Origin of the sequence: Verrucosispora sp. WMMD703 (assembly GCF_049178935.1) — a bacterium.
Taxonomy (GTDB): Bacteria; Actinomycetota; Actinomycetes; order Mycobacteriales; family Micromonosporaceae; genus Micromonospora; species Micromonospora sediminimaris.
Genome location: NZ_JBMHMM010000004.1, coordinates 6,204,141 through 6,230,608, shown reverse-complemented (window position 1 = coordinate 6,230,608; position 26,468 = coordinate 6,204,141). Strand labels below are relative to the sequence as shown.

Annotated in this window: 25 protein-coding genes and 1 tRNA gene; 16 read left to right on the top strand and 10 right to left on the bottom strand. The window is 72.5% G+C overall.

Translation table 11 applies throughout. The features are described from left to right. The first annotated feature begins 113 nt into the window (after window positions 1–113). Both cysS and rlmB read left to right on the top strand, forming a co-directional pair. Window positions 114–1,529 carry a cysteine--tRNA ligase gene (gene cysS / locus ACN26Z_RS28945; protein ID WP_421464306.1) on the top strand — a complete coding sequence of 472 codons (1,416 nt, stop codon included), beginning with the start codon at window positions 114–116 and terminating at the stop codon, window positions 1,527–1,529. Then, window positions 1,529–2,650, top strand: a complete 1,122-nt coding sequence (rlmB, locus tag ACN26Z_RS28940) for a 23S rRNA (guanosine(2251)-2'-O)-methyltransferase RlmB (protein ID WP_421464304.1) — start codon at window positions 1,529–1,531, stop codon at window positions 2,648–2,650. The genes cysS and rlmB overlap by 1 nt, the downstream gene beginning before the upstream one ends. A 68-nt stretch (window positions 2,651–2,718) precedes the next feature. On the opposite strand, the gene ACN26Z_RS28935 is transcribed toward rlmB, so the two are convergent. Further along, window positions 2,719–3,810 (bottom strand): ABC transporter ATP-binding protein, encoded by a 1,092-nt coding sequence (locus ACN26Z_RS28935; RefSeq protein WP_282236652.1) that lies wholly within the window; start codon window positions 3,808–3,810, stop codon window positions 2,719–2,721. Between the two features lie 321 nt (window positions 3,811–4,131). On the opposite strand from ACN26Z_RS28935, the gene ACN26Z_RS28930 reads away from it, so the two are divergent. From ACN26Z_RS28930 to ACN26Z_RS28920, 3 genes are all read left to right on the top strand, one after another. Continuing rightward, window positions 4,132–4,208 (top strand) — tRNA-Thr (locus ACN26Z_RS28930). 125 nt (window positions 4,209–4,333) lie between these two features. Next, a complete protein-coding gene (locus ACN26Z_RS28925) occupies window positions 4,334–5,179 on the top strand; it encodes a hypothetical protein (protein ID WP_421464302.1) in 846 nt (281 codons plus the stop codon). Next, window positions 5,176–6,795, top strand: coding sequence for a hypothetical protein (locus ACN26Z_RS28920; protein ID WP_421464300.1), 1,620 nt, complete (start codon window positions 5,176–5,178; stop codon window positions 6,793–6,795). Before ACN26Z_RS28925 ends, ACN26Z_RS28920 begins: the two co-directional genes overlap by 4 nt. Before the next feature lie 24 nt (window positions 6,796–6,819). Here ACN26Z_RS28920 and ACN26Z_RS28915 read toward each other — a convergent pair whose 3' ends face one another. Both ACN26Z_RS28915 and ACN26Z_RS28910 read right to left on the bottom strand, forming a co-directional pair. Beyond that, entirely contained in the window at window positions 6,820–7,935 is a 1,116-nt protein-coding gene (locus ACN26Z_RS28915) for a glycosyltransferase (RefSeq protein ID WP_421464298.1), read from the bottom strand. After that, the gene (locus ACN26Z_RS28910) at window positions 7,922–9,025 is read right to left on the bottom strand and encodes a glycosyltransferase family 2 protein (protein ID WP_421464296.1); all 1,104 of its coding nucleotides are present in this window, start codon (window positions 9,023–9,025) and stop codon (window positions 7,922–7,924) included. Before ACN26Z_RS28910 ends, ACN26Z_RS28915 begins: the two co-directional genes overlap by 14 nt. Before the next feature lie 206 nt (window positions 9,026–9,231). Here ACN26Z_RS28910 and ACN26Z_RS28905 point away from each other — a divergent pair, with 206 nt between their 5' ends. Continuing rightward, window positions 9,232–9,999 carry an enoyl-CoA hydratase/isomerase family protein gene (locus ACN26Z_RS28905; protein ID WP_421464294.1) on the top strand — a complete coding sequence of 256 codons (768 nt, stop codon included), beginning with the start codon at window positions 9,232–9,234 and terminating at the stop codon, window positions 9,997–9,999. 23 nt (window positions 10,000–10,022) lie between these two features. On the opposite strand, the gene ACN26Z_RS28900 is transcribed toward ACN26Z_RS28905, so the two are convergent. Both ACN26Z_RS28900 and ACN26Z_RS28895 read right to left on the bottom strand, forming a co-directional pair. After that, window positions 10,023–11,549, bottom strand: a complete 1,527-nt coding sequence (locus ACN26Z_RS28900; RefSeq protein ID WP_421464292.1) for a hydroxysqualene dehydroxylase — start codon at window positions 11,547–11,549, stop codon at window positions 10,023–10,025. A gap of 40 nt (window positions 11,550–11,589) precedes the next feature. Continuing rightward, complete coding sequence (locus ACN26Z_RS28895) at window positions 11,590–12,072, bottom strand: MSMEG_6728 family protein (protein ID WP_282236658.1); 483 nt, start codon at window positions 12,070–12,072, stop codon at window positions 11,590–11,592. 91 nt (window positions 12,073–12,163) lie between these two features. Here ACN26Z_RS28895 and ACN26Z_RS28890 point away from each other — a divergent pair, with 91 nt between their 5' ends. The 3 genes from ACN26Z_RS28890 to ACN26Z_RS28880 are packed head-to-tail and all read left to right on the top strand — an operon-like array spanning window position 12,164 to window position 14,811. Then, the gene (locus ACN26Z_RS28890; RefSeq protein WP_421464290.1) at window positions 12,164–13,954 is read left to right on the top strand and encodes a potassium channel family protein; all 1,791 of its coding nucleotides are present in this window, start codon (window positions 12,164–12,166) and stop codon (window positions 13,952–13,954) included. Between the two features lie 33 nt (window positions 13,955–13,987). Beyond that, window positions 13,988–14,461 (top strand): hypothetical protein, encoded by a 474-nt coding sequence (locus ACN26Z_RS28885; protein ID WP_170863393.1) that lies wholly within the window; start codon window positions 13,988–13,990, stop codon window positions 14,459–14,461. After that, a complete protein-coding gene (locus ACN26Z_RS28880; RefSeq protein ID WP_421464288.1) occupies window positions 14,458–14,811 on the top strand; it encodes a hypothetical protein in 354 nt (117 codons plus the stop codon). The genes ACN26Z_RS28885 and ACN26Z_RS28880 overlap by 4 nt, the downstream gene beginning before the upstream one ends. Before the next feature lie 5 nt (window positions 14,812–14,816). On the opposite strand, the gene ACN26Z_RS28875 is transcribed toward ACN26Z_RS28880, so the two are convergent. Together ACN26Z_RS28875 and ACN26Z_RS28870 are read right to left on the bottom strand one after the other, a co-directional pair. After that, window positions 14,817–16,049 (bottom strand): APC family permease, encoded by a 1,233-nt coding sequence (locus tag ACN26Z_RS28875; protein WP_421464286.1) that lies wholly within the window; start codon window positions 16,047–16,049, stop codon window positions 14,817–14,819. A 9-nt stretch (window positions 16,050–16,058) separates the two neighbouring features. Next, window positions 16,059–16,820 (bottom strand): phosphatase PAP2 family protein, encoded by a 762-nt coding sequence (locus tag ACN26Z_RS28870; RefSeq protein ID WP_421464284.1) that lies wholly within the window; start codon window positions 16,818–16,820, stop codon window positions 16,059–16,061. Window positions 16,821–16,923: 103 nt separating this feature from the next. Between ACN26Z_RS28870 and ACN26Z_RS28865 the strand changes: the two genes are divergently transcribed. Then, window positions 16,924–18,132: a DUF4032 domain-containing protein gene (locus tag ACN26Z_RS28865; protein WP_093403325.1), complete on the top strand. Its 1,209-nt coding sequence runs from the start codon at window positions 16,924–16,926 to the stop codon at window positions 18,130–18,132. A gap of 17 nt (window positions 18,133–18,149) precedes the next feature. Here ACN26Z_RS28865 and nagA read toward each other — a convergent pair whose 3' ends face one another. The 3 genes from nagA to ACN26Z_RS28850 are packed head-to-tail and all read right to left on the bottom strand — an operon-like array spanning window position 18,150 to window position 21,144. After that, window positions 18,150–19,259 carry an N-acetylglucosamine-6-phosphate deacetylase gene (gene nagA / locus ACN26Z_RS28860; protein WP_421464282.1) on the bottom strand — a complete coding sequence of 370 codons (1,110 nt, stop codon included), beginning with the start codon at window positions 19,257–19,259 and terminating at the stop codon, window positions 18,150–18,152. Next, window positions 19,256–20,218, bottom strand: coding sequence for an ROK family protein (locus tag ACN26Z_RS28855; protein WP_421464280.1), 963 nt, complete (start codon window positions 20,216–20,218; stop codon window positions 19,256–19,258). Before ACN26Z_RS28855 ends, nagA begins: the two co-directional genes overlap by 4 nt. After that, a complete protein-coding gene (locus ACN26Z_RS28850) occupies window positions 20,215–21,144 on the bottom strand; it encodes an SIS domain-containing protein (protein ID WP_282236664.1) in 930 nt (309 codons plus the stop codon). The genes ACN26Z_RS28855 and ACN26Z_RS28850 overlap by 4 nt, the downstream gene beginning before the upstream one ends. A 196-nt stretch (window positions 21,145–21,340) precedes the next feature. On the opposite strand from ACN26Z_RS28850, the gene ACN26Z_RS28845 reads away from it, so the two are divergent. From ACN26Z_RS28845 to ACN26Z_RS28820, 6 genes are all read left to right on the top strand, one after another. Next, window positions 21,341–22,126: a DeoR/GlpR family DNA-binding transcription regulator gene (locus ACN26Z_RS28845; RefSeq protein ID WP_093403331.1), complete on the top strand. Its 786-nt coding sequence runs from the start codon at window positions 21,341–21,343 to the stop codon at window positions 22,124–22,126. Between the two features lie 155 nt (window positions 22,127–22,281). Continuing rightward, a complete protein-coding gene (locus ACN26Z_RS28840) occupies window positions 22,282–23,292 on the top strand; it encodes an ATP-binding cassette domain-containing protein (protein ID WP_421464277.1) in 1,011 nt (336 codons plus the stop codon). After that, complete coding sequence (locus ACN26Z_RS28835; RefSeq protein ID WP_421464275.1) at window positions 23,289–24,302, top strand: ABC transporter permease subunit; 1,014 nt, start codon at window positions 23,289–23,291, stop codon at window positions 24,300–24,302. Before ACN26Z_RS28840 ends, ACN26Z_RS28835 begins: the two co-directional genes overlap by 4 nt. A gap of 147 nt (window positions 24,303–24,449) precedes the next feature. Beyond that, window positions 24,450–24,839, top strand: a complete 390-nt coding sequence (locus tag ACN26Z_RS28830) for a DUF3263 domain-containing protein (RefSeq protein ID WP_421464273.1) — start codon at window positions 24,450–24,452, stop codon at window positions 24,837–24,839. A 62-nt stretch (window positions 24,840–24,901) separates the two neighbouring features. Beyond that, window positions 24,902–25,858, top strand: a complete 957-nt coding sequence (locus ACN26Z_RS28825) for a hypothetical protein (protein WP_421464271.1) — start codon at window positions 24,902–24,904, stop codon at window positions 25,856–25,858. Between the two features lie 103 nt (window positions 25,859–25,961). Beyond that, window positions 25,962–26,468: a GNAT family N-acetyltransferase gene (locus tag ACN26Z_RS28820; protein ID WP_282236668.1), complete on the top strand. Its 507-nt coding sequence runs from the start codon at window positions 25,962–25,964 to the stop codon at window positions 26,466–26,468.

Here is a 26,468-nt window from a genome sequence, read left to right as displayed (position 1 = left end):
AGTGCTCACGACCAGCAGCGTACGGCCAGCGGGTGGTCATCGACAGGCGCGGAGCGGTCGGGTGCTACCAGGCTCCGACCGGGCAGGCAACAGCGGACGGCTACCCTTGTACGGTGACGCTACGCCTGTATGACACCGCCACCCGATCGGTGCGGGACTTCGTCCCGCGGGAAGCCGGCAAGGTGGGGGTCTACCTGTGTGGTCTCACCCTCCAGGCGCCGCCGCACATCGGCCATCTTCGCTCCGGCGTCAACTACGACGTGTTGCGTCGCTGGCTGACGGTTGCCGGTTTCGAGGTCACCTTCATCCGCAACGTGACCGACATCGACGACAAGATCCTGGTCAAGGCGCAGGAGCAGGAGCGCCCCTTCTGGTCGATCGCGTACGCCAACGAGTTGAAGCTCGCCGAGGCGTACCGGGCGTTGAACGTGCTGCCACCCACCTACGAACCGCGCGCCACCGGTCACATCCCCGAGATGCACGAACTGATCGCACAGCTGATCGAGCGAGGGCACGCCTACCCGGCCACCGACGGTTCGGGTGACGTGTACTTCGACGTGTGCTCGTGGCCGTCGTACGGGGCGTTGTCCAACCAGTCGCCCGACGACATGCAGTCCGCCGGGGACGCGCCGGACCGGGGCAAGCGTGACCCGCGCGACTTCGCACTCTGGAAGGGCGCCAAGCCGGATGAGCCGGCGGACGCCTACTGGCCGTCGCCCTGGGGGCGGGGCCGACCCGGCTGGCACATCGAGTGCTCGGCGATGTGCTGGCGCTATCTGGGCGCGGAGTTCGACATCCACGGCGGCGGGCTCGACCTGACCTTCCCGCACCACGAGAACGAGTTGGCCCAGTCCCAGGCCGCCGGCCTGCCCTTCGCCCGGTACTGGGTGCATCACGGCCTGCTCGGCATCGGCGGGACGAAGATGGGCAAGTCGCTGGGCAACGCCCTCGACCTGGCCTACGTCGCCTCCCTCGGGGTGCGCCCGGTCGAGCTGCGCTACTACTACGTGGCCGCCCACTACCGTTCCCGGATCGACTACTCCGAGGAGGCGTTGCGCGAGGCGGCCGTCGCGTACCGGCGGATCGAGGGCTTCGTGACCCGGGCCGTGGAACGGGTAGGCGCGGGTGGGCTCGGCGAGCTGCCGGCCGCGTTCGTCGCCGCGATGGACGACGACCTGAACACCTCGGCCGCGCTGGCGGCGCTGCACGAGGTGCTGCGGGACGGCAACAACGCGCTGGCCGGTGGGGAGGATGTGACCGTCCGCACCACGCTCGCCAGCGTCCGCGCGATGCTGGATATCCTCGGAGTCGACCCTCTCGACCCGGCCTGGACCGGCGGAGCCCGGGCGAGCGACCTCCGTGGTGTGGTGGACTCCCTGATCGCCCTGGCACTGGAACAGCGTGCGCAGGCCCGGGTCCGCAAGGACTGGGCCGCCGCCGACGCGCTGCGGGATCAACTCAAGCGGGCCGGAGTGGTGGTCGAGGACACCCCACAAGGGCCGCGTTGGACTATTGGAGAGCAGGACTGATGGCCGGCAATTCGCAGCGCCGTGGTCGACGGGTGGCGTCCAAGGCCAGTGCCCCGAAGGGGTCCGGCGGAAAGAACCGGGACTCCCTCGCCGGGCGCGGCCGGACGTTGCCGGCCGACGAACGGCCCTGGCACAAGGCGTACTCCGGCACCGAGAAGTTGCCGCAGCGCACCGCCTGGAAGCAGGAGAAGGAACGCCGGGCGGCGGCCGAGGAGGGGCGGGCCCCGAAGATCGGCAAGCCCGGCAGCAAGGACACCACCTGGGGCAAGGGTGGCGGCCGGGGCGCGGCCCCCGCCAATCCGGGGCGCGGTAGGCAGCCCGCCGGGCGGGGCGGTCCCCGGGTCGCGCCGGGACGCAAGTCCAACCCGGCGAAGGACGCGGCGGAGCTGCTTGTCGGTCGAAACCCGGTGCTGGAGGCGCTGCGTACCCAGGTGCCGGCGACCGCGCTCTACACGGCGCAGGGCATCGACGTCGACGACCGGGTCAAGGAGATCATTCGTACCGGCGCCGACCGGGGCATCGCGATCCTTGAGGTCAGCCGTGCGGAGCTGGACCGGATGACCGGGGGGGTGCTGCATCAGGGCGTCGGTCTCCAGGTGCCGCCGTTCGCGTACGAGCCGTTCGAGGACCTGGTCGCCGCCGCACTGGAACAGCCGGCGCCGCTGCTGGTGGCGCTGGACGGGGTCACCGATCCGCGTAACCTCGGCGCGGTGATCCGCTCCGCTGCGGCGTTCGGCGCGCAGGGTGTCTTCGTACCGGAACGGCGCGCGGCCGGGATCACCGCGACCGCCTGGCGGACCAGCGCCGGTGCGGCGGCCCGGGTGCCGGTGGCCCAGGTGACCAACCTGACCCGGTCGCTGAAAGCCTGCCAGGACGCCGGGTTCATGGTGGTCGGCCTGGACGCCGACGGGGAGACGGACCTGTACGACCTGGAGGCCGCCGTCGGCCCGCTCGTGGTGGTGGTCGGCTCGGAGGGTCGGGGGCTGTCCCGCCTGGTCGGGCAGACCTGCGACCTCACCGTCAGCATCCCGATGATCTCCGAGGTGGAGTCACTGAACGCCAGCGTCGCCGCCGCGGTCACGCTGGCCGAGGTGGCGCGCCGCCGGGCCGTCGAGGGCTGAGAAACCGCAGAGCGTACGCGAGAAGGGGCGGCCCGCCATCGGCGGACCGCCCCTTCTCGGTTGCTAACTCAGATGCGCTGCCCGGTGGCGGAGTGGAAGACGTGGCTCTGGCCGGTACGCGGCTTCACGAAGATCGTGTCGCCGAGCTTCGGCATGTGCCGACGGTCGGTGCGGACCACGAACCGCTCGGAGGCGCCGTCGAGCGCGGCGTGACCGTAGACGTTGGCGTCGGAGCCCAGGTCCTCGACCAGCTCGACCACGACCGGCATGCCACCCTCGGTCGGGCTGACGATGTCGCAGTCCTCCGGACGGAAGCCCACGGTCACCTTGCCGTTGCCACCCTCGGCGTTGGCCGCCTCGACCTGCTCGCGGGTCAGCGGCACGGACATCTCGGCGAACGACGCGCCCTGCTCGCTGAACGGTACGGTCTTGATGTTCATGGCGGGCGAGCCGATGAAGCCGGCGACGAAGACGTTGGCCGGGGTGTCGTAGAGCGTCCGCGGGGTGTCGACCTGCTGGAGCACGCCGTCGAGCATGACCGCGACCCGGTGGCCCATGGTCATGGCCTCGACCTGGTCGTGGGTGACGTAGACGGTGGTGATGCCGAGCTTGGCCTGCAGCGACGCGATCTGCGTACGGGTCTGCACCCGCAGCTTGGCGTCGAGGTTCGACAGCGGCTCGTCCATCAGGAAGACCTGCGGCTCCCGGACGATGGCCCGGCCCATCGCGACCCGCTGGCGCTGACCACCGGAGAGCGCCTTGGGCTTGCGGCTGAGGTACTCCTCCAGCTGGAGCAGCGCCGCCGCCTCCTTGACCCGCCTGTCGATCTCGGACTTGGAGGTCTTGCGCAGCTTGAGCGCGAACGCCATGTTCTCGTACACCGTCATGTGCGGGTAGAGGGCGTAGTTCTGGAAGACCATCGCGATGTCGCGGGCCTTCGGCGGCAGGTGGGTGACGTCCCGGTCGTCGATGTAGATCGCGCCGTCGTCGACGTCCTCCAGGCCCGCGAGCATGCGCAGGCTGGTGGACTTACCACAACCGGAGGGGCCGACGAGGACGAGGAACTCGCCGTCGCCGATCTGGAGGTCGAGCTGGTTGACCGCGGGGCGTTCGGTGCCCGGGTAGATCCGGGACGCCTTCGCGTAGGTGACCGTAGCCATGAGGGGGGACGCTTCCTTTCACCGGCAGGAACGTGCCGGACGATCCGAGTGAAGGAGCGACCGGCACGGATGCCCGTACCGGCGCCACGGCCGCCGCGGGGCGAGCCCGTGTCGGCCGTGTCACTGCACGGTAAACGGCTTTCGCCGCAATGCCAAGGTCCACCGTCGAGCGGTACTTCCGAAGCATTCGCATTCCGGTCACTCGGGCACGGGCGGACACGAATCGACGTCCACGCGTCGGGATAATGACGTTTCCCATGCTCGGGACCCCTGCCGAGCAGGAAAACCGGACGTCGGTCGCTATGCTGGCCACGACACAACGCCCCTGTAGCTCAGCTGGCCAGAGCACCCGCCTTGTAAGCGGGATGTCGCCGGTTCGATCCCGGCCGGGGGCTCCATCTATATCGCGCATGGCACACCGGGCGGACATCTCGGCGTGGCCGGGTGTTCAGACGGGCCGGTTAGGCTCCGCCTCCACCCGTCACGCCGTGACCCGTCACCACGACCAGGGGCGCCCGCCACCGTGCACCATGCCAACCACTACTACGGGCACTCCCACGTGCTGGCCCGGTACTGCGGGCTGGACGACCGGGATCCGCCCCGCATCCACGGCTACCTCCAGCACGGCTGGAACATCGGCGACGGCATGGCGTACGACCACGAGTTCGTGCCGGGCGTACCGCTGTTCCTGTGGTCGGAGCGGACCCGGCGGCGGGCCTGGTCCCTCGGCCGCCGGCAGACGTACGTGGTCGGTTCCCCGTGGGCGTACCTGTTGGCGATGGAAGCGGACGACCCGCAACGGCGGGAGGGCACCATCTGGTACCCCTTCCACGGTTGGGAGGGGCAGCAGGTCGTCGGCGACCACGACCGGCTGATCGACGAGATCCGGGCCGTCGAACCGGGCCCGGTGACGGTCTGTCTCTACTGGCAGGAGTACCGATCCACCCGGGTACGCCAGCACTACGAGCGGGCCGGCTTCCGGGTGGTCTGCCACGGCTACCGGGGCGGCCGGTGGCGTGACCTCGACCCGGGTTTCCTGCACCGGCAACTGGCCGAGCTGCGCCGGCACCGCCGGGTCGCCTCGAACCGGCTGTGCAGCGCGGTCTTCTACGGCATCCTGGCCGGCTGTGAACCGGCGGTCTACGGCGATCCGATGCAGCTGGCCGGCGAGGCGCCGATCTGGGGTGGCCAGCCGCGGATTCGTCGCCAGTGGGCGAGCCTGCACGGCCCGCAGATCGACCCGGACGGCGCCCGTGGGCTGGCCGTCGCCGAGCTGGGTGCCGACCGGCTGCTGCCACCGGCCGAGCTGCGCCGGCTGTTCCACTGGCCCGAGCCCGCCGACCGGCACCGTACGGAGGTTGGTCGATGAGCGAGGTGCACCTGCTCGGTGGCGAGATGCTCGGCTGGTCGGATCTCGACGGCGCGCACGGCCCGGGACCGGTACGCGGGCCGGGGCTGGCGGCCCTGTTGTCCGTCGCGTCCGGCCGCACGCTTGTGGTGGGGCCACACGATCCCCACCTGCTCGACGCGCTGCCCTCGGCCGACCTGACCGTGCTGGTGCGGGGACTGCCCGACGCCAAGGCGTTGGCCGACCGTTACGCCGACCGCCCCGGGGTGCGGGTGTGCTGCGGTGGCTCGGAGAAGCTCGCCGGCACGCCCCCGTACGAGACCGTGGTCGCCCTGGACGGGCTGGACCGCCTCGGCTCGGTGGAGGGGGCGCAGCTGTCCTGGGGCGAGACCTTCGACCTGCTGGTGTCGGTGCTGCGGCCCGGCGGCCGGCTGCTGCTCGGAGCCGAGAACCCACTCGGGCTGCACCGGTTGCTGACCTCGCCGCCAAGCGCCGACTCCGACTGGGCGGCACTCGGCGAGTACGACGACACCCGCCCGGCCGGCCCCGCACGGCTGCGGGCCCGGCTGACGGCGTCGGGGCTGCGGATCGGCGACGCTTGGGCGGTCTTTCCGTCCCCCGTCGCGCCGGCCGCTCTGGTCAACACGGAACTGCTGGCCGACCCGGACCTGACCGGTTTCCTCCAGGCCGTCCTCGGCGACCGGGCCGTCTTCGGCAATCAGGCCGTCTCCGGCGACCGGGCCGTCCTCGGCGACGGCGAGGGTGGGACGCGTGGCCCCGACACCGGACGTGATGGCTCGGTGCCGGCCACACCGCTGCTGGCAGACCCGGCTCGGCTGGCCGGATCCGCCGTCCGGAACGGGATCGCCGTCGAGCTCGCGCCGGCCTGGGTGCTGCTCGGCGAGCGCCTGCCGGATCCGCTGATCCTGGCGGACCAGCCCGCCGCGGGCACCCACCCCGGGGCCGAGTGGACCGGGGCGGTGCCGCCTGCGGCACTGCTGGTGCGGGACGGTCGGCTCCGCGAGGTGGGCCGGGATCCGGTGGGCGGGTGGCGGTTCGCCGACGGCGAGGCCGTTCCGTCGGGACGTACCGTCGAGGATCTGGTGGTGGCCGCGACGTTGCGGCGGGACCTGCCGGCGGTGCGGGCGCTGCTCACCACCTGGCAGTCCGGTGCGGAGGCGGGGATGCCGGCGGACGCAGTCGTCGTCACCCCGGCCGGCACCTGGCACGGTCTGGCCGAGTCCACCGAGCCGATGCTGGCGCTGCGGCGGCTGGCGTCCCGGCTGATCGACGCCGGGCTCGCCGACCTCTGGCCGGCCGGTGAGCTGGCCGCCATGCTGACCACGATGTCCGGTCGGGAGCCGGGAACATCGGTCGACCACGTGGCGGGTGCGGCTGCCGGCGGGTGGCGGGAACTGCTGTCGGACCGGGACCGGCTGGCCCGCGAGCTGTCCGAGGCGCGCGCGCTCCAGGACTGGTACGAACGGACGTTGACCGAGCGTGACGACGAGTTGAAACGGCTGCGCCGGATCGTCTCACTGCTGCACGGCACCCCCACCGCACGGGCCGGCCGCCTCCTGCTGGCCGGTGCCCGTACCGCCCGTTCCGCCGTCCGCCGCCTCCGCCCCACCGACTGACGGTCCCACCGAGGGGTGCGGGGGTCAGGGTGGGGGGAGGAGGGAGTCGTAGAGGGATTCGAGGCGGCGGGTCTGCTGGTGCAGGTCGAAGTCGGTCTCGGCGCGGTGGCGGGCGGCCTTGCCGAGGTGGTCGCGCAGCGGTGCGTCGGTGAGCAAACGGCGGAGGTTGGCGGCGAGGGCCGGACGGTCGCCTTCCGCACAGAGCAGGCCGTTCGACTCGTGGGTGACCGCCTCGGGAATGCCACTGTGGTAGGTCGCGACGACCGGCACGCCGAGACTGAACGCCTCCAGGATCGTGGTGGGCAGTCCCTCGGTGTCGCCGTCCGACGCGGTACGCGACGGTGCGGCGAGCAGCCGGGCCTCGGCGATGTGCCGCATCACCTCGGGCGGCGGCAGCGCGCCGGGAAACGTGGCGTCCACGCCCAACTGGGCGGCGCGGACGCGTACCCGCTCATGCAGCGGCCCGGTGCCGACGAGCAGCACGCGGGGGCGCAGTTCGGACAGCATGCCCAGCGCCTCGACGAGATCCTCGACCCCCTTCTTCTCGACGAACCGCCCGACGAACACGACGTCCCACCGCTTCGGCCCGGCCGCCGGCTCGGGTGGCACCGGCACCCCGGTGTGGTGGACGCGGATCTTCGCCGGATCCGCTCCGAGCGCCACCGCCCGGTCCCGGATCGCCCCGGAGACGGCCAGGATCAGCGCGGCCCGGCCGAACATGGACCGCAGGTTCCGCCGGTGCCGAGCGCCGCGCGGCCCGGGTGCCGCCGCCTGCCGGGTGACGTCGAGACCGTGCAGGGTGACGACCAACGGAATGCCCAGCTGTTCGACGGTACGGCTGACCAACCAGCCGTCCCCACCGAAGTGCGCGTGCACCAACCCGGGGCGTAGCCGCGCCAGCAGCCGACGCAGCCGGGGTGAGCCGCCGGTCAGCCGTAGCCGCAGCCACTCGCGGCGGCCACGCGGCGTGGCCGGGCACAGCACCACGTCGCTGTCCCGGGACAGCGGTGAGGCCACCCGGACGGCGCCCAGGTAGACCGGACGCCAGGTGGACAGCGCGTCGCCCTGGTTGCGGATGAACGTCTCCGAGCCGGGTAGCAGGCAGCTGCGCCAGATCACGGCGACCCTATCGCCGGACATCGGCCCCGATCCCCGCCGCCCCGGCGGTGCCGGCCGTGCCCGTCGACGTGCCGGCGATCCCCGCCGCGTCGGCCGTCGCGCCACCCGGCGCTCGTACGCCGGCATCGACGCCGGGCCCCGCGCTCGCGGGTTCCCCGGTCGAGGCCGGGCCGCTGCGCTGGCGACGGCCGAGGATCCGGTCACGTACCCGGTGCCGCAGCTGCGGTGGGAGCAGCCAGATCTGCAGGAACGTCAGGTAGTCGACGAGCCCCGGCCGCCCGTGCCGGCGTGCCTCGGCGAGCAGTAGCCGGAACACCCGGAAGCTGCGCGTGGGTGCGGCCATCGAGCTGATGATGCTCATCGTGATGGCCGCGTACGCCCGCGGCGTGATCAGTGGCCGGATCCCGCGCAGCCACTCCAGCTGGGCCTCCCACGGCGAGCTTAGGCTGATCCGTGGCCGGTCCTCGTCCTGGTGCCAGAGCACCAGCGGCTCGGCGGCGATGAGCAGCTTGACGTCCGGATGACTGGTCGCGCGTACGGTCCAGTCCAGTTCCTGCTGCCGGCGCAGCCCGACGGTGAACGGCACCCGGCGCAGCAGTCCGGTAGGCGCCATGATGGTCGAGGTCTGGATGAATCCGTCGCCGTGGAACAGCCCGCGCCGAAGGGTGAGGTACTCGCAGATCGGCTCGCCCGGCTCCGGGAGCCGCCGGGGCATCACGAACTGCGCCCGGGGCGTCTTGTTGATCAGCCGGCTGGCGATGATCGGGCTGCGTACCGTGGCGCTACGGGCCAGCTCCAGTTGCGTGGCGAGCTTGGTGGGAAGCCACTCGTCGTCGTCATCGAGCAGGGCGGTCCAGGGGGCACGCGCCTCCCGCACGCCGGTGTTGCGGGCGTTGGGCGCGCCACCCTTGCCCGGCAGCTCGACCACGCGCAGCCGGGGGTCGCCGATCTCGGCGAGGGCCTTGCCGGTCTCCTCGTCCGGACCGTCGACCACGACGATCACCTCGATGTCGGTGACGGTCTGCGCGAGGGCGCTGCGGACCGCGCGGCTCACCAGCTCCGGGCGGGCGAAGGTGGGGATGACCACGCTGACCTTGGGTGTGGATGGCATGACCACCTGCTCACTCGTGTCGGCTACGACGTGTGCGATCGGTGACGTTAGGGGCCGTGGACGGCCCCGAGGTGAATGCCGGGCGGCGTTCAGGCGTACAGCGGCGGTCGTCGACCGGATCGGCCCACCCGGCCCGGCGCGGAGCGGACGTCGCTAAGGTCGCCGCAGGTGGCGTACGGCGTGGTGCGGCGGAGGGACGGTGGGCGGTGGTGGACGCGGACCTGGTGGTCGAGGTCACGGGTGCGGTGGCCACGGTGGTGATCCGCAACCCGGGGCGGCGCAACGCGATGACCCCGGCCATGTGGCGGCGGCTGCCGGTGCTGCTCGACGGTCTGGAGTCCGACCCGGCGGTACGCGTCGTGGTGCTCACCGGCGCCGACGGCACCTTCTGCGCCGGCGCTGATCTGGGTGATCTGGACGAGCTGCTGGCCGCCGGTGACGGCAGCATCGCCGTCGCGGCGGAGGAACGGCTGGCCACCTTCGCCAAGCCGACCGTGGCCGCCGTCCGCGGCGCCTGCGTCGGTGGCGGCTGCCAGCTGGCGGTCGCCTGCGACCTGCGGATAGCTGCGGCCGACGCACGTTTCGGCGTACCGCCGGCCCGGCTGGGGCTGGTCTACCCGGCACCCACCACCCACCGGCTGGCCCGACTGATCGGCCCGGCGGCGGCGAAGCACCTGCTCTTCACGGGCGAGTTGGTGGCCGCCGAGCGGGCGCTGCGGATCGGCCTGGTCGACGAGGTGCTGCCCGATGCCGACCTGGCCGCCCGGGTCGACGGCCTCACCGGCGTGATCGCCGAGCGTTCGCAGCTCAGCGTCGCCGCCGCCAAGGAGATCGTGGACGGACGGGCGGACGAGGATCGGATGGCCTGGTGGCACGGGCAGGTGCGGGTCAGCGGCGAAGCCCGGGAGGGTGTGGCGGCCTTCCATGAGCGCCGCGCGCCGCGATTCGGTTGGACGCCGCCCGCCGCACCCTGAGCCGGCCCGGCCGGACCTGGAGGTCAGCCTCGGGCGAGCAGACCACGCGGCCGGATCGAGTGGATCGGCTCGGCGGCACCGCCCTCGGCGCGCAGGATGTGGTTCGCCGCGAGGATGCCGGTGGCCGCCGCCCGTTCCATCAGGGCGCTGGGGAAGTCGGTGCCGATGCCGTCGCCGGCCAGGTAGAGACCGGCGGCGTCGGTGCGAACCCCCGGGCGTCCCGCGTGGCTGCCCGGGGTGAAGGCCGGCGCCTTCGCCTCGACCCGGGCACGCAGTTCCCGTACCCGTAGCCGCGTCGTCTCCGGCCAGAGCACGGCCAGTTCGGCCCGCATCCGTTCGGCCAGGTCGGTGGCGGGCACGTCCGGTTCGCAGGCGTACGCATGCAGCTCGATCACCGAGCCGCCGGCGCGTTCGGCCCACTCGCGGGATTCTCGTTCCAGCCGGTGGTAGAGCGTCACCGAGTCCAGGGTGGCCTGTCGGGACACCCCGCTGAAGATCGCCCGCTCGGGGGCGACGTCGCCGTCGCACCAGTAGCGGGCGACCGCGTACGGCGGGCCGGGCCGACCGTACGCGGGCATCGCCGCCGCCAGCGCCGGGGCCTGCTCGGCCAGCGACGGAGAGCCCGCGACCAGGGCGGCGAGTGCGGGCGGGTCGACGGCGAGCACGACGTGTCCGGCCCGGTAGGTGCCGTGCGTGCTGTGCACCTGCCAACCGTCGGGAGCGCGGTGCAGACCGGTGACCGGCTCCCCGGTGCGGATCCGGCCGCCGTGCCGCGCGACGTGCCGGGCCAGCGGCTCCCAGATCGACGTGGCGTAGTCCTCGTCGGGGCAGTCGAAGGCCAGCCCTTCCGGGTTGCCGAGCAGGTAGAAGTGGAACTGCGCGATCATCTCGGCGGCCGACATCTCCGCCTCGTGATTGAAGAACGAGTGGGAGAAGACCTCGAAGAGCATCGCTCTGGCCCGGTCGGGCAGGCGCAACGAGTCGAGCAGCTCGTCGGCGGTGGTGTGGTCGAACTCGGCGTAGGTGCGTACCGGGTCGTACGTCAGCAGCGGCAGGGCCGCGTCCCGGTCCATCCCGCGCAGGTCCCGCAGCCGGAGGCTGGGGCTGCGGACGAGCAGGGTGAGCAGGTTCGCCGGTGGCGCGGGTGGCAGCCGCCCGAACTCCTCGGTCGGCCATTCGGCGCTGAGCACCGGATAGCCGGGCACGGCCCGCAGGAAACGCAGCGTCGGATCGACCCGGCGCAGGATGTTCCGCCAGTTGTAGTACTGCCGGAAGAAGGCGTGGAAGCCGTGCTCGTTGACCTGCCCGGTGCCGTCGGAGAGGGTCTCCGGCCAGGCACCGAGCCGGCCGCCCAGGGTGGGCGCGGCCTCCAGCACGGTCACGTCGACGCCGCGTTCGGCGAGCACCACCGCGGCGGACATGCCGGCGATGCCGCCGCCGACGACCACGGCGGTGACCGGATGCGGTACCCGGGGGGTGCCACCTCCGCCGGGGTCGACCCGGTGCCGACGTACGCCGATGAACCGTCCGGCCAACTGCGACAGCGTCATGCGAACCTCCCGGTCGACCCTGCCCAGTGTGCGCTGCCGCTCACCCCAGACAGCGGCGGGGGCGGTCGGAGCTCGGCCAGACGTAGTCCAGGTCGTCGGGGACGTCGTCGCCGAAGACGGGACGGTAGTGCGCCGGATCCTTGCGGAGCAGCGACGAACGGTGGCTCAGATGCACGTCGGTCCGGCCGAGCCACGGCGGCAGCTCTCCGGCGACGGCGAGTTCCTGCTGGGAGCGGACCTGCTCGACGCCGCAGGCCGCGGCCAGGTCGACGGTCAACGTGGTGGCGCAGGTGTCGGCCCGGCCGGCCGCGCACCAGACCGAGCAGATGTCCAGCCCGTACCGGGTCAGCGCCTCCTCGTACCCGGCCCACATCTTCACCGCCGGGTGGTTGCGCCAGCCGTACGTGGGCCAGGTCAGCCCGCGTAGCACCTGGATCGCCTCCACCCGCTGCTTGCCGAGCCGTCGCTGGTCCAGCGCCCGGGCGCTGGCCAGAAAGTCCGGGTACGGCAGGAAGGTCTGCATGCCGCTGCCCTACCCGCCGTCGGCCGGGACATGCCGCGTCACGGCCGCCACGATCATGACGGGCTGCGCGGGCTGCGACCGGCTGACTACCATGCGGGGCATGGCGGAGCCGCTGCTCGATCGGGCCCTGCGGGCCAGCCGCCGGTTGCGGGTCAACGGGGAGTCCCGGGCACACTACGTGATCTGCGGGCAGGATCCGCTCGCGTACTGGGTGGTGCGGACGATGCTGGCCGGCGAGACACAGGCCGGCCGGGTGCGGATCACCCTGATCGTGCCGGAGCGTCGGCGCTCTCCCGGGCCGGACGGCCGTGACCTGCCGGGCATCGAGGTGATCCGGGCCGACCGGCTGGACGAGGTCACCTTCCGCCGGGCGGGGCTGGCCGAGGCCGCCGGCCTGGCCCTGCTGCACCAGGACGACGTGGGCAACATGCACGCCGCGCTCTGCGCGCAGGAGGTGGAGCCCCGGCTGCGCCTGGTGGTGCGGATGTTCAACACCGGCCTGGCCAACGGCGTACGGCAGATCTTTCCCGACTCGGCGGTGCTCTCCGACGCCTCGATGGCCGCGCCGGCCTTCGTGGCCGCCGCGCTCGGCGAGATCGCGCCGACGCATTTCCGGCACGGCGGGCGCACGCTCTACGTGGCCCGCCGCGACGACGTACGCCCGAGCGAGATCGTCTGCGGGGTGGCCGACACCCGCGACGCGCAGCAGGATCTGGTGCTGCCGGCCGACGACCGGGAAGCCGACGTGGTACTCGCCGAGGCGGTCGGCCGGCCGGCCGGCACCGAACTTGCCGCGCGGCGGCTGGCCCGGGCCCGGCGGCGGCGTCGGCCGGTCGCGATGGTGCTCCGGGCGATCCGCAGCTTCGCCACCCGGAAGATCGGGATCGCGGTGCTCGTGCTGCTCGCCATGGTGGCCGCCCTGGGCGGGCTGTACGCCAACGCGGCCCACGTCGGCTGGGGCGACGCGCTCTACCTGACCCTGGTCACCACCCTGACCGGGCAGGATCCGGACACCGCCAAGTCGGCCGCCGAGCAGGTCATGCAGGTGGTGCTCAATCTCGCCGGGCTGGCGCTGATCCCGCTGATCACGGCGGTGGTGGTCGACGGGGTGGTGAACGCCCGGCTGGCCCTGCACACCGGGCGGATCCTGCCCGAGCGCTCCGGGCACGTGGTGGTGGTCGGGCTCGGCAACATCGGCACCCGGGTGATGGCCCAGCTCAACGACTTCGGCGTCGAGGTGGTGGCGATCGACAAGAGCGCGGACGCGCGCGGTGCCGGGCTGGCCCGGCGGCTCGGCGTACCGCTGGTGGTGGGCGACGCGGCGCAGGAGGAGACGTTGCGGGCCGCCTCGGTGGCGACCTGCCAGGCGCTGGTGGTGGTCTCCACCGACGACGGCGCCAACCTCCGGGCCGCGCTGAATGCCCGTGCCCTCGACGACCAGCTCCGCGTGGTGCTGCGGCTCTTCGACGGCGACTTCGCCGAACGCGTCCAACGGGCCTTCGGCATCGGCACCTCGCGCAGCGTCTCCTACCTGGCGGCACCGTCGTTCGCCGCCGCCCTGCTGGACCGCGCGGTGATCGCCACCATCCCGGTTGGCCGGCACGCGTTGCTGGTCACCGAGGTCCCGGTGGCCGCCGGCTCGGACCTGGACGGTCGTACGCTCGCCACCGTCGGGCGGGCCGGCAGCGTACGCCTGCTCGCACACGCCCGGGCCGGGCAGCGCCTCGACTGGTCACCCGACCCGCGCATGGTGATCGTGGCGGGCGACCGGCTGACCGTGGTGGCCCGCCGGGCCGGTCTGAACGCGTTGCTCCGCGAGGTCGCCCCTCCGGAGCCGGCAGCGCCTTCCGGCACACCGGTACCGCGCGAAGCGACGGAGTGACGCCCAGCCGACTTCCACGGTAGTGTGGAAGTCGTGTCCGCAGTCTACGAAGAGCTTCCGTTCAGCGAGTTCCTGCACCGTCCCGCCGCCGCCGCAGAGCGACTTGGTGAGGTGCGGGCGCTGCGGCTGCGGCGGCGCGGCGCCGATGATCTGGCCCTGACGTCCGCCGACCAGATGGAACGGGACGCCGTGGTCATCGACTTCACCGCGCGGTTGCTGGCCGGTCTTGTCCGGTCGGAGTCGACCGAGGTCGTCCGCCGGGTGCTCGGCGAGGCATTGCCGTGGGTTGCCTTCCTGCCGCCGGAGGACGTCACGGAACTGCTGAGGGAACTGGTCACGGTCGCCCAGGGCGCGGCATCGTTGGAAAATCTGTCGCCGGTCGCCGTCCTGTTGACGCAGTGGCGGCACACCGCCGAGATCTACGCGGACCCCGTCCTGCTGGAGCGGGTGACCCGGGAACCGACGGGTGACCTCGGGCCGGTGCCTGCTCCAGGTTCGGACCGGTGAGCCCGAAGCGAGGCGACCGCGCCGCACCGCCTGCTCTGGCGGGTGAGTTCGATCTGCGCTTCGCTGATTCGGCAGCCGCCGACGGCTGGGAACACCTCGCTCGACAGGCACCCGGAAATCTGCGGCGTGCCTTCGAAACCCTCCGGGGCACCCCACGTTCGCGTACCTCACCGGAGCGTCAGCACCGCCTCAAGGGGACGCTCGCTTCGGCCAGTTGGAAGGGTCAGGAGCTGGAGCGCTGGCAGTACGAGGTGACCGGCGGGGGCCGCATCTGGTACCTCGTCGACGATGAGCGCCGCACCGTGTGGTTGACCCACGTCGGCACCGGTCATCCCCGGGAGACGGAGTGACCTGGTCAGCGGCGGGCTGACCGGAGTGCGTACCAGGCGGCGCCGAGGGCGAGCACGCCGAAACCGGCGAGCACGCTGGACAGTGGCAGGTTGACCGCGAGCAGTACGCAGCCGACCAGCCCCGCCACCGCGAGTGCCTGCACCGGCAGCTTCCGCTCCGGTTCCCGCCCCAGGGTCAACGCGGCGGCGTTGGTGATGGCGTAGTAGACCAGCACGGTGCAGGCGGAGAAGCCGATAGCCCCCCGCACGTCACCGAGTACGACGACCAGGATCACCACCGCGGCCACCGCCAGCTCGGCCCGGTGCGGCACCTGGTGCCGGGGGTGCACCGCGGCCAGCCCGGCGGGCAGGTCCTGCTGGCGGGCCATCGCCAGCGTGGTGCGACCCACCCCGGCCAGCAGGGAGAGCAGCACCCCGGTCACTGCGATCGTCGCGCCGGCCCGGACCACCCACTCCAGGCCGGGCAGCCCGACCGCGCCCACCACGTCGGCGAGGGGCGCGGCGGAGGCGGCCAGCCGGTCCGCGCCGAGGACGCCGACGGCCACCACCCCCAGGATCAGGTAGATCACCAGCACCAACCCGAGCGCCAACGGCACCGCCCGGGGAATGGTGCGCTGCGGGTCGCGTACCTCCTCGCCGAGGGTGGCGATCCGGGCGTACCCGGCGAAGGCGAAGAAGAGCAGCCCGGCGGCGGTCAGCACCCCCCGGGCGGTGCCGCCGGGCTGGTCGATCCGGTCGATCGAGACGCTTGTCGCGCCGGCGACGGCGACGAGCGTGAGCACGGCGAGTACCAGGAGCACCAGGATCCGGGTGGCGGCGGCGGTCTTGCCGATGCCGCGCAGGTTCACCGCGGTCACCGCGACAACCGCCAGCACCGCGACGAGCCGGGCCTGCCCCGGCCAGAGGTACGCGCCGATGGTCAGCGCCATCGCCGCGCAACTGGCCGTCTTGCCGATCACGAAACCCCAGCCGGCGAGGAACCCGGCGAACGGGTTCAGCCGCTCCCGACCGTAGACGTAGGTGCCACCGGACTCCGGATAACGGGCGGCCAGCCGGGCGGAACTTGTCGCGTTGCAGAACGCGATGAACCCGGCCAGGGCCAGAGCGAGAAGCAGTCCGGTGCCGCCGGCCGCCGCAGCGGCCGGGGCGAAGACCACGAAGATGCCTGCGCCGAGCATCGATCCGAGGCCGATGACGACGGCGTCCGGTACACCCAGCCGGCGCGCGAGTCGGTCCACGCCGGCACCCTACCGGTGCCGGGCGAACGGCCCGTCCCACTGCCGAAGGTGCCCGGGCAGCGGCAGGTCGTCCCAGGGCACCCGGTGCAGCAGCCGGTCCAGCAGCAACCCCAGCAGCAGGGCGGCCAGCCCGTCGGTGAGCCAGTGGAAGTTGAGGTAGGTGGTGGTGACCAGCAGGATTCCCGGCGGCGCGTACCGCACCAGCCGGTACAGGCCGGCCGGCAGCCGACCGACGGTCAGCGACACCAGCAGCAGGGCGATGACGCCGTACCAGACGATCGCGTTGGCCACGTGCCCCGACGGGTACGACATCGAGTAGGCACCGGCCGGCAGGTGGTTGAAGACCTGCACAGCCTCCTGCGGCGCCAGGAACGGCTCCTTGACCGAGGCGGTGGGCGCCGCCCGGTCGGTCCAGAGCTTGAGCGGACCGATGGTCACCATGGTGATCAGGAGGGCACCCGCGACCAGCAGGAACGGCCGGATCGTCCGGCGACGCCAGGCCACCGCCACCGCCAGTGCGCCGGAGAGCGGCAGCAGCAGACCGCCGCCCTGTCCGAGCAGGTTGAACGCCCGGGCGGTCCAGTACAGCGGGGCCGGGTCGTGGGTGAAGGCCCACTCGCTGACGGCGAGGTCGAGATCGAGCAGATGACCGCTGGCGAGCACGGCGGTCAGCGCCACGAACCCGGCCAGCAGCACGGCGTCGAACCACCAGCCGGCCGGGCGTACCGGTGCCGGGCGGATTCTCCGGCGTACCGATGTCGTCTCCCGCACCCCGATCACGCTACCGGCCCGCGCGGTGCCTCCGGCGGACGGCGACTGTGGGCCGAGCCACGTAGGGAGGCGTTCCGGCGGAGGAAACGTCAAACTTGACGCCGTGCGGATCACCTCGGCCCTCGTCGACCCGGCGCTGCTCGACCTTCCCTGGTCGACACCGCTGGAGCAGTGGCCGGCCGAACACCTGGTCGCGCTGCCGCAGGGCATCTCCCGGCACGTGGTGCGGTTCGTGCAGTTGGGCGGGCACGTCTACGCGGTGAAGGAGACCGGCGAGCGGGTGGCCGAGCGGGAGTACGACCTGCTGCGTGCCCTGGAACGGATCGACTTCCCGTCGGTGAAGGCGGTGGCGATCGTCGCCGACCGGGAGTCCGACGCCGGTGAGCCGCTGGACCCGGTACTGATCACCCGTCATCTCCAGTTCTCCCTGCCGTACCGGGCGCTCTTCTCCCACACGCTGCGGCCACCGACGATGGGGCGGCTGCTCGACGCGCTCGCCGCGCTGCTGGTCCGGATGCATCTGACCGGCTTCTTCTGGGGTGACTGCTCGCTGTCGAACACGCTGTTCCGGCGGGACGCCGGTGCCTTCGCCGCCTATCTGGTCGACGCCGAGACCGGGGCGCTGCGCAGCGTGCTCTCCAACGGCCAGCGTGGCGAGGACCTGGAGATCGCCCGGGTCAACATCTTCGGCGAGGCGCTCGACCTCCAAGCGGCCGGGCTGCTGCACGACTCAATCGACCCCGAGGTGGTCTGCGAGGAGGTGGTGCAGCGCTACGAGCGACTCTGGCACGAGATCACCTACGAGCAGCAGGTCGAGCGCGCGGCCCGGCACGACATCGAGGGGCGCATCCGCCGGCTCAACGAGCTGGGCTTCGATGTGGCGGAGGTGGCCATGTCGAGCATCGACAACGGCCGGTACCTGATTCGGCCGAAGGTGGTCGACGCCGGGTACCACCATCGCCGGCTGCTCCGCCTCACCGGGCTGGACGCGGAGGAGAACCAGGCCCGCAAGCTGCTCAACGACCTGGACGCGTACCGGGCGGAGAGCGACCTGACCGACGAGCAGCAGGCCGCGCACCGTTGGCTGACCGAGGTGTTCGAGCCGGTGGTCCGGGCGGTACCGGCGCACCTGCGGCGCAAGCTGGAGCCGCAGGAGCTGTTCGCCCAGATCATCGAGCACAAGTGGCTGCTCTCCGAGCAGGCCGGTCGGGACGTCGGGATGCGCCACGCGGTGCAGTCGTTCCTGTCGGACGTGCTGGTGCACCGCCCGGACGAGCAGGCCGTTCTCGGCGTGGAGATCTCCGCGGGCTGACCTGGCGGCTGCCGGGTTCACTCCACCCAGGCACCGGCCCGCATCACCCGGACGATCTCCAGGTCGTCGTCGAGCACCACCAGGTCGGCGCGGAGCCCGGTCTGGAGGGTGCCCACCTCGTCGCCGAGGCCGACGGCCAGCGCCGGCGTGGTGGACGCCATGCGTACCGCGTCGGGGACCGAGACCCCGGCGGCGACTGCACGGCGCAGCGCCGCGTCCATGGTCAGCGTGCTCCCCGCGATCGCCCCGTCGCGGGAGAGCCGGGCCACCCCGTCGCTCACCGTCACCGCCTGGCCGCCCAGCTCGTACTCGCCGTCCGGCATGCCGGCGGCGGCCATCGCGTCGGTGACCAGCGCGCACCGTTCCGGTCCGGCGGTCGACGTGGCGAAGGTGAGCGTCCCTTCGTGCAGGTGCACCCCGTCGGCGACCAGCTCGCAGATCACGTTCGGCGCGCCGAGCAGCGCCACCACGGGGCCGGGGTCGCGGTGGTGCACCGGGCGCATCCCGTTGAACAGGTGGGTGCCGACGGTCGCGCCCGCCGCCACGGCAGCGCGGGTCTGGTCGTACGTGCCGTCGGTGTGGCCGACAGCGGCGACCACCCCGTGTCGGGTGAGCAGTTCCACGGCCTCCAGCGCGCCCGCACGCTCGGGAGCGAGGGTGACCATCCGGACCGCGCCGTCACCGATCTTGATGAGCTCGGTCAGCTCGTCGGCGGAGGGATCCCGCAGGAACTCCGGATTCTGCGCACCGCACCGGGCGGCGGAGAGGTAGGGCCCCTCGAAGTGGATGCCGCCCAGCACCCCGTCGCGGACCAGCGGCGCGAAGGCGGCGGTGGCCGAGCGCATCAGCTCGAACGGGGAGCTGACCAGGCTGGCCAGCAGGCTGGTGGTGCCGTGCCGCAGGTGGAACGCGGCGGCGGCCCGGGCCTGGTCGGCGTCGCCGGTGGTGAAGGTGTGCCCGCCGCCGCCATGGCTGTGGATGTCCACGAACCCGGGCACGATCCAGTGCCCGTCGCGCACCGACGGGTACTCGGCGACCGCACTGATCCGGTCGCCTCTGACCTCGACGCAGCCCTGCCAGATCACCCCGCCGGGGGTCACTACCTTGCCGTTCACCCGTACGGTCATGGCGTCTCCAACTGGTCGAGGGCGAGTAGGGCGGCGCCGAGGCAGCCCGCCTCGTCGCCGAGGACGGCCGGGACCAGTTGCGGCTCCCGGTGGAAGGTCAGCCGGTCCCGCAGCGCGGCACGCAGCGGGTCGAACAGCCCGGCGCCGGCCTGGGCCAGGCCGCCACCGAGGACGATGGTCGCCACGTCGAACAGGGCCTGGGCGGTGGCGAGGCCGTCGGCAAGTGCCTCGACCGCCTCCCGCCAGACCCGGGTGGCCACTTCCTCGCCGGCCGCCGCCCGGGCAGCCACCTGGGCGGCGGTCACCATGGTCCGCCCCGGGCCCGGTCCGGCGGCGGACCCACCGTCCGGTGCGGTGGTCAGTTCGGCGTAGCGGCGGGCGACGGCCGAGGCGGAGGCGAGCGCCTCCAGGCAGCCCGACCGTCCGCAACCGCAGACCGGCCCGTCCGGGCGGACCAGGATGTGACCGAGTTCCCCCGCGGCACCGTGCGCCCCGGTGGCGGCCGAGCCGGCCACCACGTGCGCGGCGGCGATGCCGGTGCCGATCGCAACGAAAAGCACATGCCCGGTGGTTCGGCCGGCACCCAGCCGCGCCTCGGCGAGGCCACCGGCGCGTACGTCGTGGCCGAGCGCCGTGGGCAGGCCGAGTCGCGCGGACGCCAGGTCGCGCAGGGGTACGTCCCGGAAGCCGACGTTCGCCGACCAGACCGCGACGCCGCGCGCCTCGTCCACGACGCCGGGCACCACGATGCCGAGCGCGATCGGGGTGAGCCCGTCCGCGCGGGCCTTGCCGGCGAGTCCCTCGGCCACCGTCAAAATCGTCTCGACCACGGCGTCGGGGCCGCGCCCGGCGTCGGTGGGGTGTCGTTCGGCGTGCCGCACCACACCGTCCGTGTCGACAAGCGCGCATTTCATTCCGGTGCCACCCACGTCCAGCGCGACGGCAACCTCTCCGATCACGTGAGAACCACGGACCGGCTCAGGTGCCGGGGTGCGTCGGGGTCGAGGCCGCGACTGGTGGCCAGCGCGACGGCGAAGCGCTGGGCCAGGATCAGGTCGGCCATCGGGTCGACCGGGGTACGCCCGGCGGCCCACCGACCGAGCACCGTGCGGTAGCCGTGGGTGCGGCTGTGTGCGAAGGATGCGCCGGTGGCCGCGACGTCCTCGGGCAGCCCGTCGGGCAACTCGCCGAAGGCCCAGACCAGCCGGCCGGGAGCGGCCACCGAGATGGGGCCGTGCCGGTAGTCCATCGCGGGGTACGCCTCGGCCCAGAAGGTGGCCGCCTCGCGGCACTTCAGCGCGGCCTCCTGGGCCAGGCCGATCGTCCAGCCCCGACCGAGGAAGGTGACCTGCTCGATCAGGCTCGGGTCGATCGGCAGTGGGGCCCGGACGGCGACCTCCGCGTCGGCGACCAGTGCGGTCATGTTGTCGCCGAGGTTGGCGCGGAGCAGCGCCAGCGCGGTGGTGGCGAAGCGGGTCTGCACCACGGAGCGTTCGTCGGCGAACGGCAGGGTGACGGCGGCGTCTGCGATCTCCACCACCGGAGACCCGGGATCGCCGACCAGCACCGTGGTCGGTGTCCGGCCGCGCAGCGCGGCGAGCAGGTCCAGCACCTCCGTGGTGGTGCCGGAGCGGGTGATCGCCAACAGCCGGTCGTAGTGGCGGCCGGCGGGAAACTCGCTGGCCTGGAAGGCGTCGGTCTCGCCCTGGCCGGCTGCCTCGCGGCGGGCCGCGTACGCCATGGCCATGAACCACGACGTGCCGCAGCCGACGACGGCGACCCGCTCACCGGGGCGGGGGAGGCGGTCGAGCATCGCCGGGGCCAGCTCGCTCGCCTGACGCCAGCAGTCCGGCTGGCTCGCGATCTCCGCGTGGACGTACGCCATGAGAACTCCTCGCAGGGGCGGAGCCTTGCGCATTACGGCTCGTTAATCCCGTCTTTCGCGCGCCATTCTGCGTGAAACTTACCGGAAATGGCAACCACGGGAGCGATCGCGCAGAGATGGTTTTTGCCTCTTCGTAGTTTCGAGCACTACTGTGCACGCAACCAATCACCGATCGTGCAGACACGGGAGGCCCGGGGTGGACCGCTACGCGAGATGGAACGCCCTGCTCGAAATGCTTACCGACTCGGGCCGGGTCACCGTGGAAGAGGCCGCCGAACGGCTCGACGTCTCCCAGGCGACCATCCGCCGGGATTTCGACCAACTCGCGCAGCAGCAGATGATCACGCGTACCCGGGGTGGAGCGGTCGCCAACGGGGTCTCGTACGACCTGCCGCTGCGCTACAAGACGGCCAAGCACTCGGCGGAGAAGCAGCGCATCGGCGCGGCGGCGGCCGCGCTCGTCTCGCCGGGCACGGTGGTCGGCCTCAACGGTGGCACCACCAGCACGGAGGTGGCTCGGGCGCTGGCGGTGCGCCCGGATCTCAACACCAACGCCGAGGGCGCCCAGCTGACCGTGGTCACCAACGCCCTGAACATCGCCAACGAGTTGCTGGTCCGGTCCCGGATGAAGGTGGTGGTGGCCGGCGGCGTGGTGCGGCCCAAGTCCTTCGAGTTGGTCGGGCCGCTGGGCGGGGCGCTGCTACGCGAGGTCACGCTGGACGTGGCGCTGCTCGGGGTGGACGCCATCGATCCGCTGCTCGGTGCGGCGGCTCATCACGAGGGTGAGGCGGCGATGAACAACCTCATGGTGGCGCGGGCCAAGCGGGTCGTGATCATCGCGGACTCGTCCAAGCTGGGCGGTCACGCCTTCGCTCGGATCTGCCCGGTCGACCGGGTCGAGACGCTGGTCACCGATTCCGGCGCCGCGCCCGAGGTGGTCGACGCCTTCCGCGCCGCCGGGGTCCACGTCATCTGCGCCTGAGCGCTCCGGCCCCGAGCCTGACCTGGCGTCGCTTCGTCGACGCTCACGGTATTGAAATCTTCCGTTCGGCGTGGCGCTGCATACCGGGTATTGCCTGCGGCTGCATACCGCGTATGGTGTCGTCGTCGCCCACACACCAACGGGGGAGGTGCAGCTTGCCAGCTGTCCTGGAAATCGAAGGTCTACGAAAGACGTACCGAAGCCGACGCCGTGGCACCCGCAACGCCCTGGACGGCTTCGACATGCGGGTCGAGGCGGGCCAGGTGCACGGCTTCCTCGGTCCCAACGGGTCCGGCAAGACCACCACGCTGCGTACGCTGCTCGGCCTGATCCGGCCGGACGGCGGCCGGATGGCGATTCTCGGGCACGAGGTGCCCGGGACGCTGGACCAGGTCGCCCCGCAGGTCGGCGCGATCGTGGAGAGCCCGCAGTTCTTCCCGCACTTCACCGCGCGCTACACGCTGTCGCTGCTGGCCGGTGCCGGTGACCTGCCCGAGCAGCGGGTCGACGAGGTGCTGGAGCTGGTCGGTCTACGCGATCGGGCCGGTGAGCGGGTCAAGACGTACTCGCTCGGCATGAAGCAGCGGCTCGCGGTCGCCTCGGCGTTGCTCAAGAACCCGCGGCTGCTGATCCTGGACGAGCCGGCCAACGGCCTCGACCCGGGCGGCATCCGGGAGATGCGCACGCTGATGCGCAACCTCTCCGAGGCCGGCATGACGGTGGTGTTGTCCAGCCACATCCTCGGCGAGATCCAGCTGATCTGCGACTCGGTCACCATCATCTCGCTGGGCCGGCGGGTCGCCTTCGGCCCGGTCGACGAGGTGCTGGCACAGCACTCCTCAGGCGCGGTCCGGGTGCGGCTGGAGGCGGTCACCGACCTTCCGGTCGCCGCCACGGCACTGACCCGGGCCGGCGTACGCGTCACCACGAACGACGACCACCTGATGCTCGCCGGGGTGGACAAGCCGGCCACGGTCACCCGGATCCTGGCCGAGCAGGGCCTCTACGTCAGCGAACTCGCGCCGATCGCTGTCGACCTGGAGAGCGTCTTCCTCGAACTGACCGCCACCGCGCCGGTACCCGGCCAGCACCGGCAGGTCGACCAGTCCGTACGAATCGACGGGACGGCGCCGTCCGCACCCGCCGGAGGAGGTTGGGGCGCGTGAGTCTCTTCCGTACCGAGCTACGCCGGCTGGCCAAGCGGCGCTTCGCCCGTTGGATGACCGCCGGTGGCCTGCTGGTGCTCGTGCTGGTGGCGGCGGGCATGTTCCTGAGCAACCAGAAGATCGGCCCGGACCAGCTTGCGGAAGCGCGGCAGGCCGCCGACCGGCAGCATCAGGAGCAGGTCCGCTGGGCGGAGCAGGAGCGCGCAAACTGCGAGCGGGCCAAGGCAGCAGGCGAGAACGTCGACTACTACCCGGCCGACTGCGCCGAGATCAATCCGCCACCACGGGAGTCGATCGAGGAGCAGTGGTTCCTGCCCTCGACCTTCGACTTCCGCAAGAGCTTCGGCGAGATGCTGATTCCGCTCGCCGCGATTCTGGCCCTGGTCGGGTTCGTGGTCGGTGCCTCGTTCGTGGGTGCCGAGTGGAACACCGGCGGGATGATGAATCTGTTGCTCTGGCGGCCGAAACGGCTGACCGTCCTGCTGACCAAGCTGGGCGCGCTGCTCACCGGTCTGCTGGCGCTGGCACTGCCCGCCACGGCGGCCTGGTTCGGCAGCATGTGGCTGGTCGCCAACCTCCGCGGCACCACCGAGGGGATGACCTCGGGTACCTGGCAGTCGTTCCTCATCACCGGGCTGCGCGGCATCGTGCTGGCACTGGTCGCGGCGACGGTGGGCTTCGCTCTGGCCTCGCTCGGCCGGCACACCGCGATGGCGCTCGGCGGGGCGATCGCGGTCATGGTGGTCGGCCAGGTCGGGCTCGGCATCCTGCTGTCCATGGCGCAGGTGCGCTTCGCCGAGGCGTGGCTGCTGCCCACCTACGCCATCGCCTGGATGACCAAGACGGTCACGCTCCAGGACTGGCAGGCGTGCAACGCGACCTACACCGGTGAGTGCGAGCCGGCCACCCTGGACATCACCTGGCAGCACTCCTCGGTGCTGTTCAGCGTCGGGATCGTGCTCTTCCTCGGCGCGGCGCTGTGGACGATGCGGCGGCGCGACATCACCTGAGCCGGCCGGTGGCGGACCGTCCTCGCCGGAGCGGTCCGCCACCGCCCCTCTTTGTCGCGGTGGCCCGCCGGCTGGTGGGATGCGGCAGGTGGTGGCCCTCGTTAGGCTGATGGGCCAGGTTGGCCTTGCCGTGCCGGCCGCCCCCGGATGAGGAGCACGATGCAGCCCGCCGACGCCACCCCGGCAGCGCAGACCGGTCCGGACGCCGTCACGGTGCCACCGCCGAGATCCGCCCCCGAGGTCGAGTCGACGTCACCGGACCCTGCGGAGTCACCTGCCGACGCCGGTGGGGAAGCGGCCACGGCCAGCGGGCTGGACGAGCGGGAACGGCAGATGCTTGCCTTCGAGCGGCAGTGGTGGCGGCACGCCGGTGCCAAGGAACAGGCTATCCGCGACCGGTTCGGGCTCTCGGCCACCCGCTACTACCAGCTGCTGAACGCGCTGCTGGACAATCCGGCGGCCCTGGCCGCCGACCCGGTGCTGGTGGGCCGGCTGGTGCGGCTGCGCGCCTCCCGAACCCGCAACCGCCGCCGCTAGGCTTGCGACCTCGACGTGTCGTCCGGTGCTGAGTGGGTAGCCGGGGGCGCGGGGAGGTGGCGATGAGCGGCGGGGGGCCCAGACAGCCGGGACGAATCGCGCAACCGGAGACCAGCGTGCCCGAGGCGGCCCCGGACGAGCGCCGGCGAGGTGCGGTGGTCGGGACCGCACCCACCATGCGGGTACGATCCGCGTCCGCCCCGCCACCCGGCCGGGCAGTCAACGAGGACCTGGTGTTCCGCTTCGGGCCGCTGGTCGGGGTGCTCGACGGTGCCACCGTGCCGGAGGGCTTCGACACCGGCTGCGTACACGGGCCGCAGTGGTACGTCCGGCACCTGGCCGCCCGGCTCGGCCTGGCGGAGGCCGCCCGCCCGGCCGCCACGCTGGTGAGCAACCTGGCCGCGGCGATCCTCGCGGTCCGTTCCGACCATGGCGAGCAGTGCGACCTCGACCACCCCGGCACCCCGTCGAGCACGGTGTGCCTGCTCCGCGACGGCGGTGACCAGGTCGACTACCTCGTGCTCTGTGACAGTCCGCTGGTGCTCGACACCGGTGAGCGCGTCGACGTGGTGGCCGACGACCGGCTCGCGGCCTCGGCGGACAACCTGCGCGAGACCGCCGACCTGCTGCCCGAGCCGACCGACTGGGCCACCCGGTTCCGACGCGCCGTCACGGCGCAGCGGGAGCGGATGAACCGTACCCACGGTTACTGGGTCGCCGCCGCCGACCCGGACGCCGCCTACCACGCGGTGGTCGGCACCGTGCCACGGCACGGGCCGGCGGCGTTGCGCCGCGCCGTGCTGCTCTCCGACGGTGCCTCCGCCCTGGTCGAGGAGTTCGGACTGCTCGACTGGTCCGGCCTGTTGAACGTGGTGGCCACGGAGGGTCCGGACGGGCTGATCGACCGGGTCCGCACCGCCGAACGGGACCACCCCGACCGGCGACGCCGGCACAAGGCGGCCGACGACGCCTCCGCCGTCTACTGCGAGTTCGCCCGGCCGGACGATCGCGGAGCGTGACCCGGGAGGTGATTCGACCCGACCGGTCGGACCGGTCCGCCGGAGGGGCCGGTCGTCGCCAACCGGGTGGACGTGCGCCGCCGGGCGCGGGAGACTGCGGCACGTGACTGGTGCGGTCCGGTTGGAGCCGGTGGACGAGCGGAACCTCGAACCGTTGCTCTCCGTGGCGGTGGCCGAGGCGGAGCCGGCCGACGTGATGCCGCCGGTGGAGGCGCCGGCCGGCTGGTCGAACGCGCGGCGGGAGGCGTTCCGTGAGTTCCACCGGGCCAGCTTCGGTGGGCTCGACGCGACCGCCCGCAGCGCGATGTACGCGATCGTGGCGGGCGGCGAGGTGGTCGGAATGATCCGGATGAGCCGACGGGACGAGCCCGGCGTCGCCGAGGTCGGCATGTGGCTCGGCCGGTCGGCCCGGGGCCAGGGGATCGGCGCGGCAGCGCTACGCGAACTGCTGCACCTGGCGGCGGCGGCTGGCATGCGGACCGTGGTCGCGGACACCACACCGGAGAACCGCGGCGCGCTGTCTGTGCTGGGGAAGTGCGGCGCGAAGCTGCGCGAGGCCGATGACCGGGTGTACGCCGAGATCTCGCTGGACGACGCAGCTCCCTGTTGA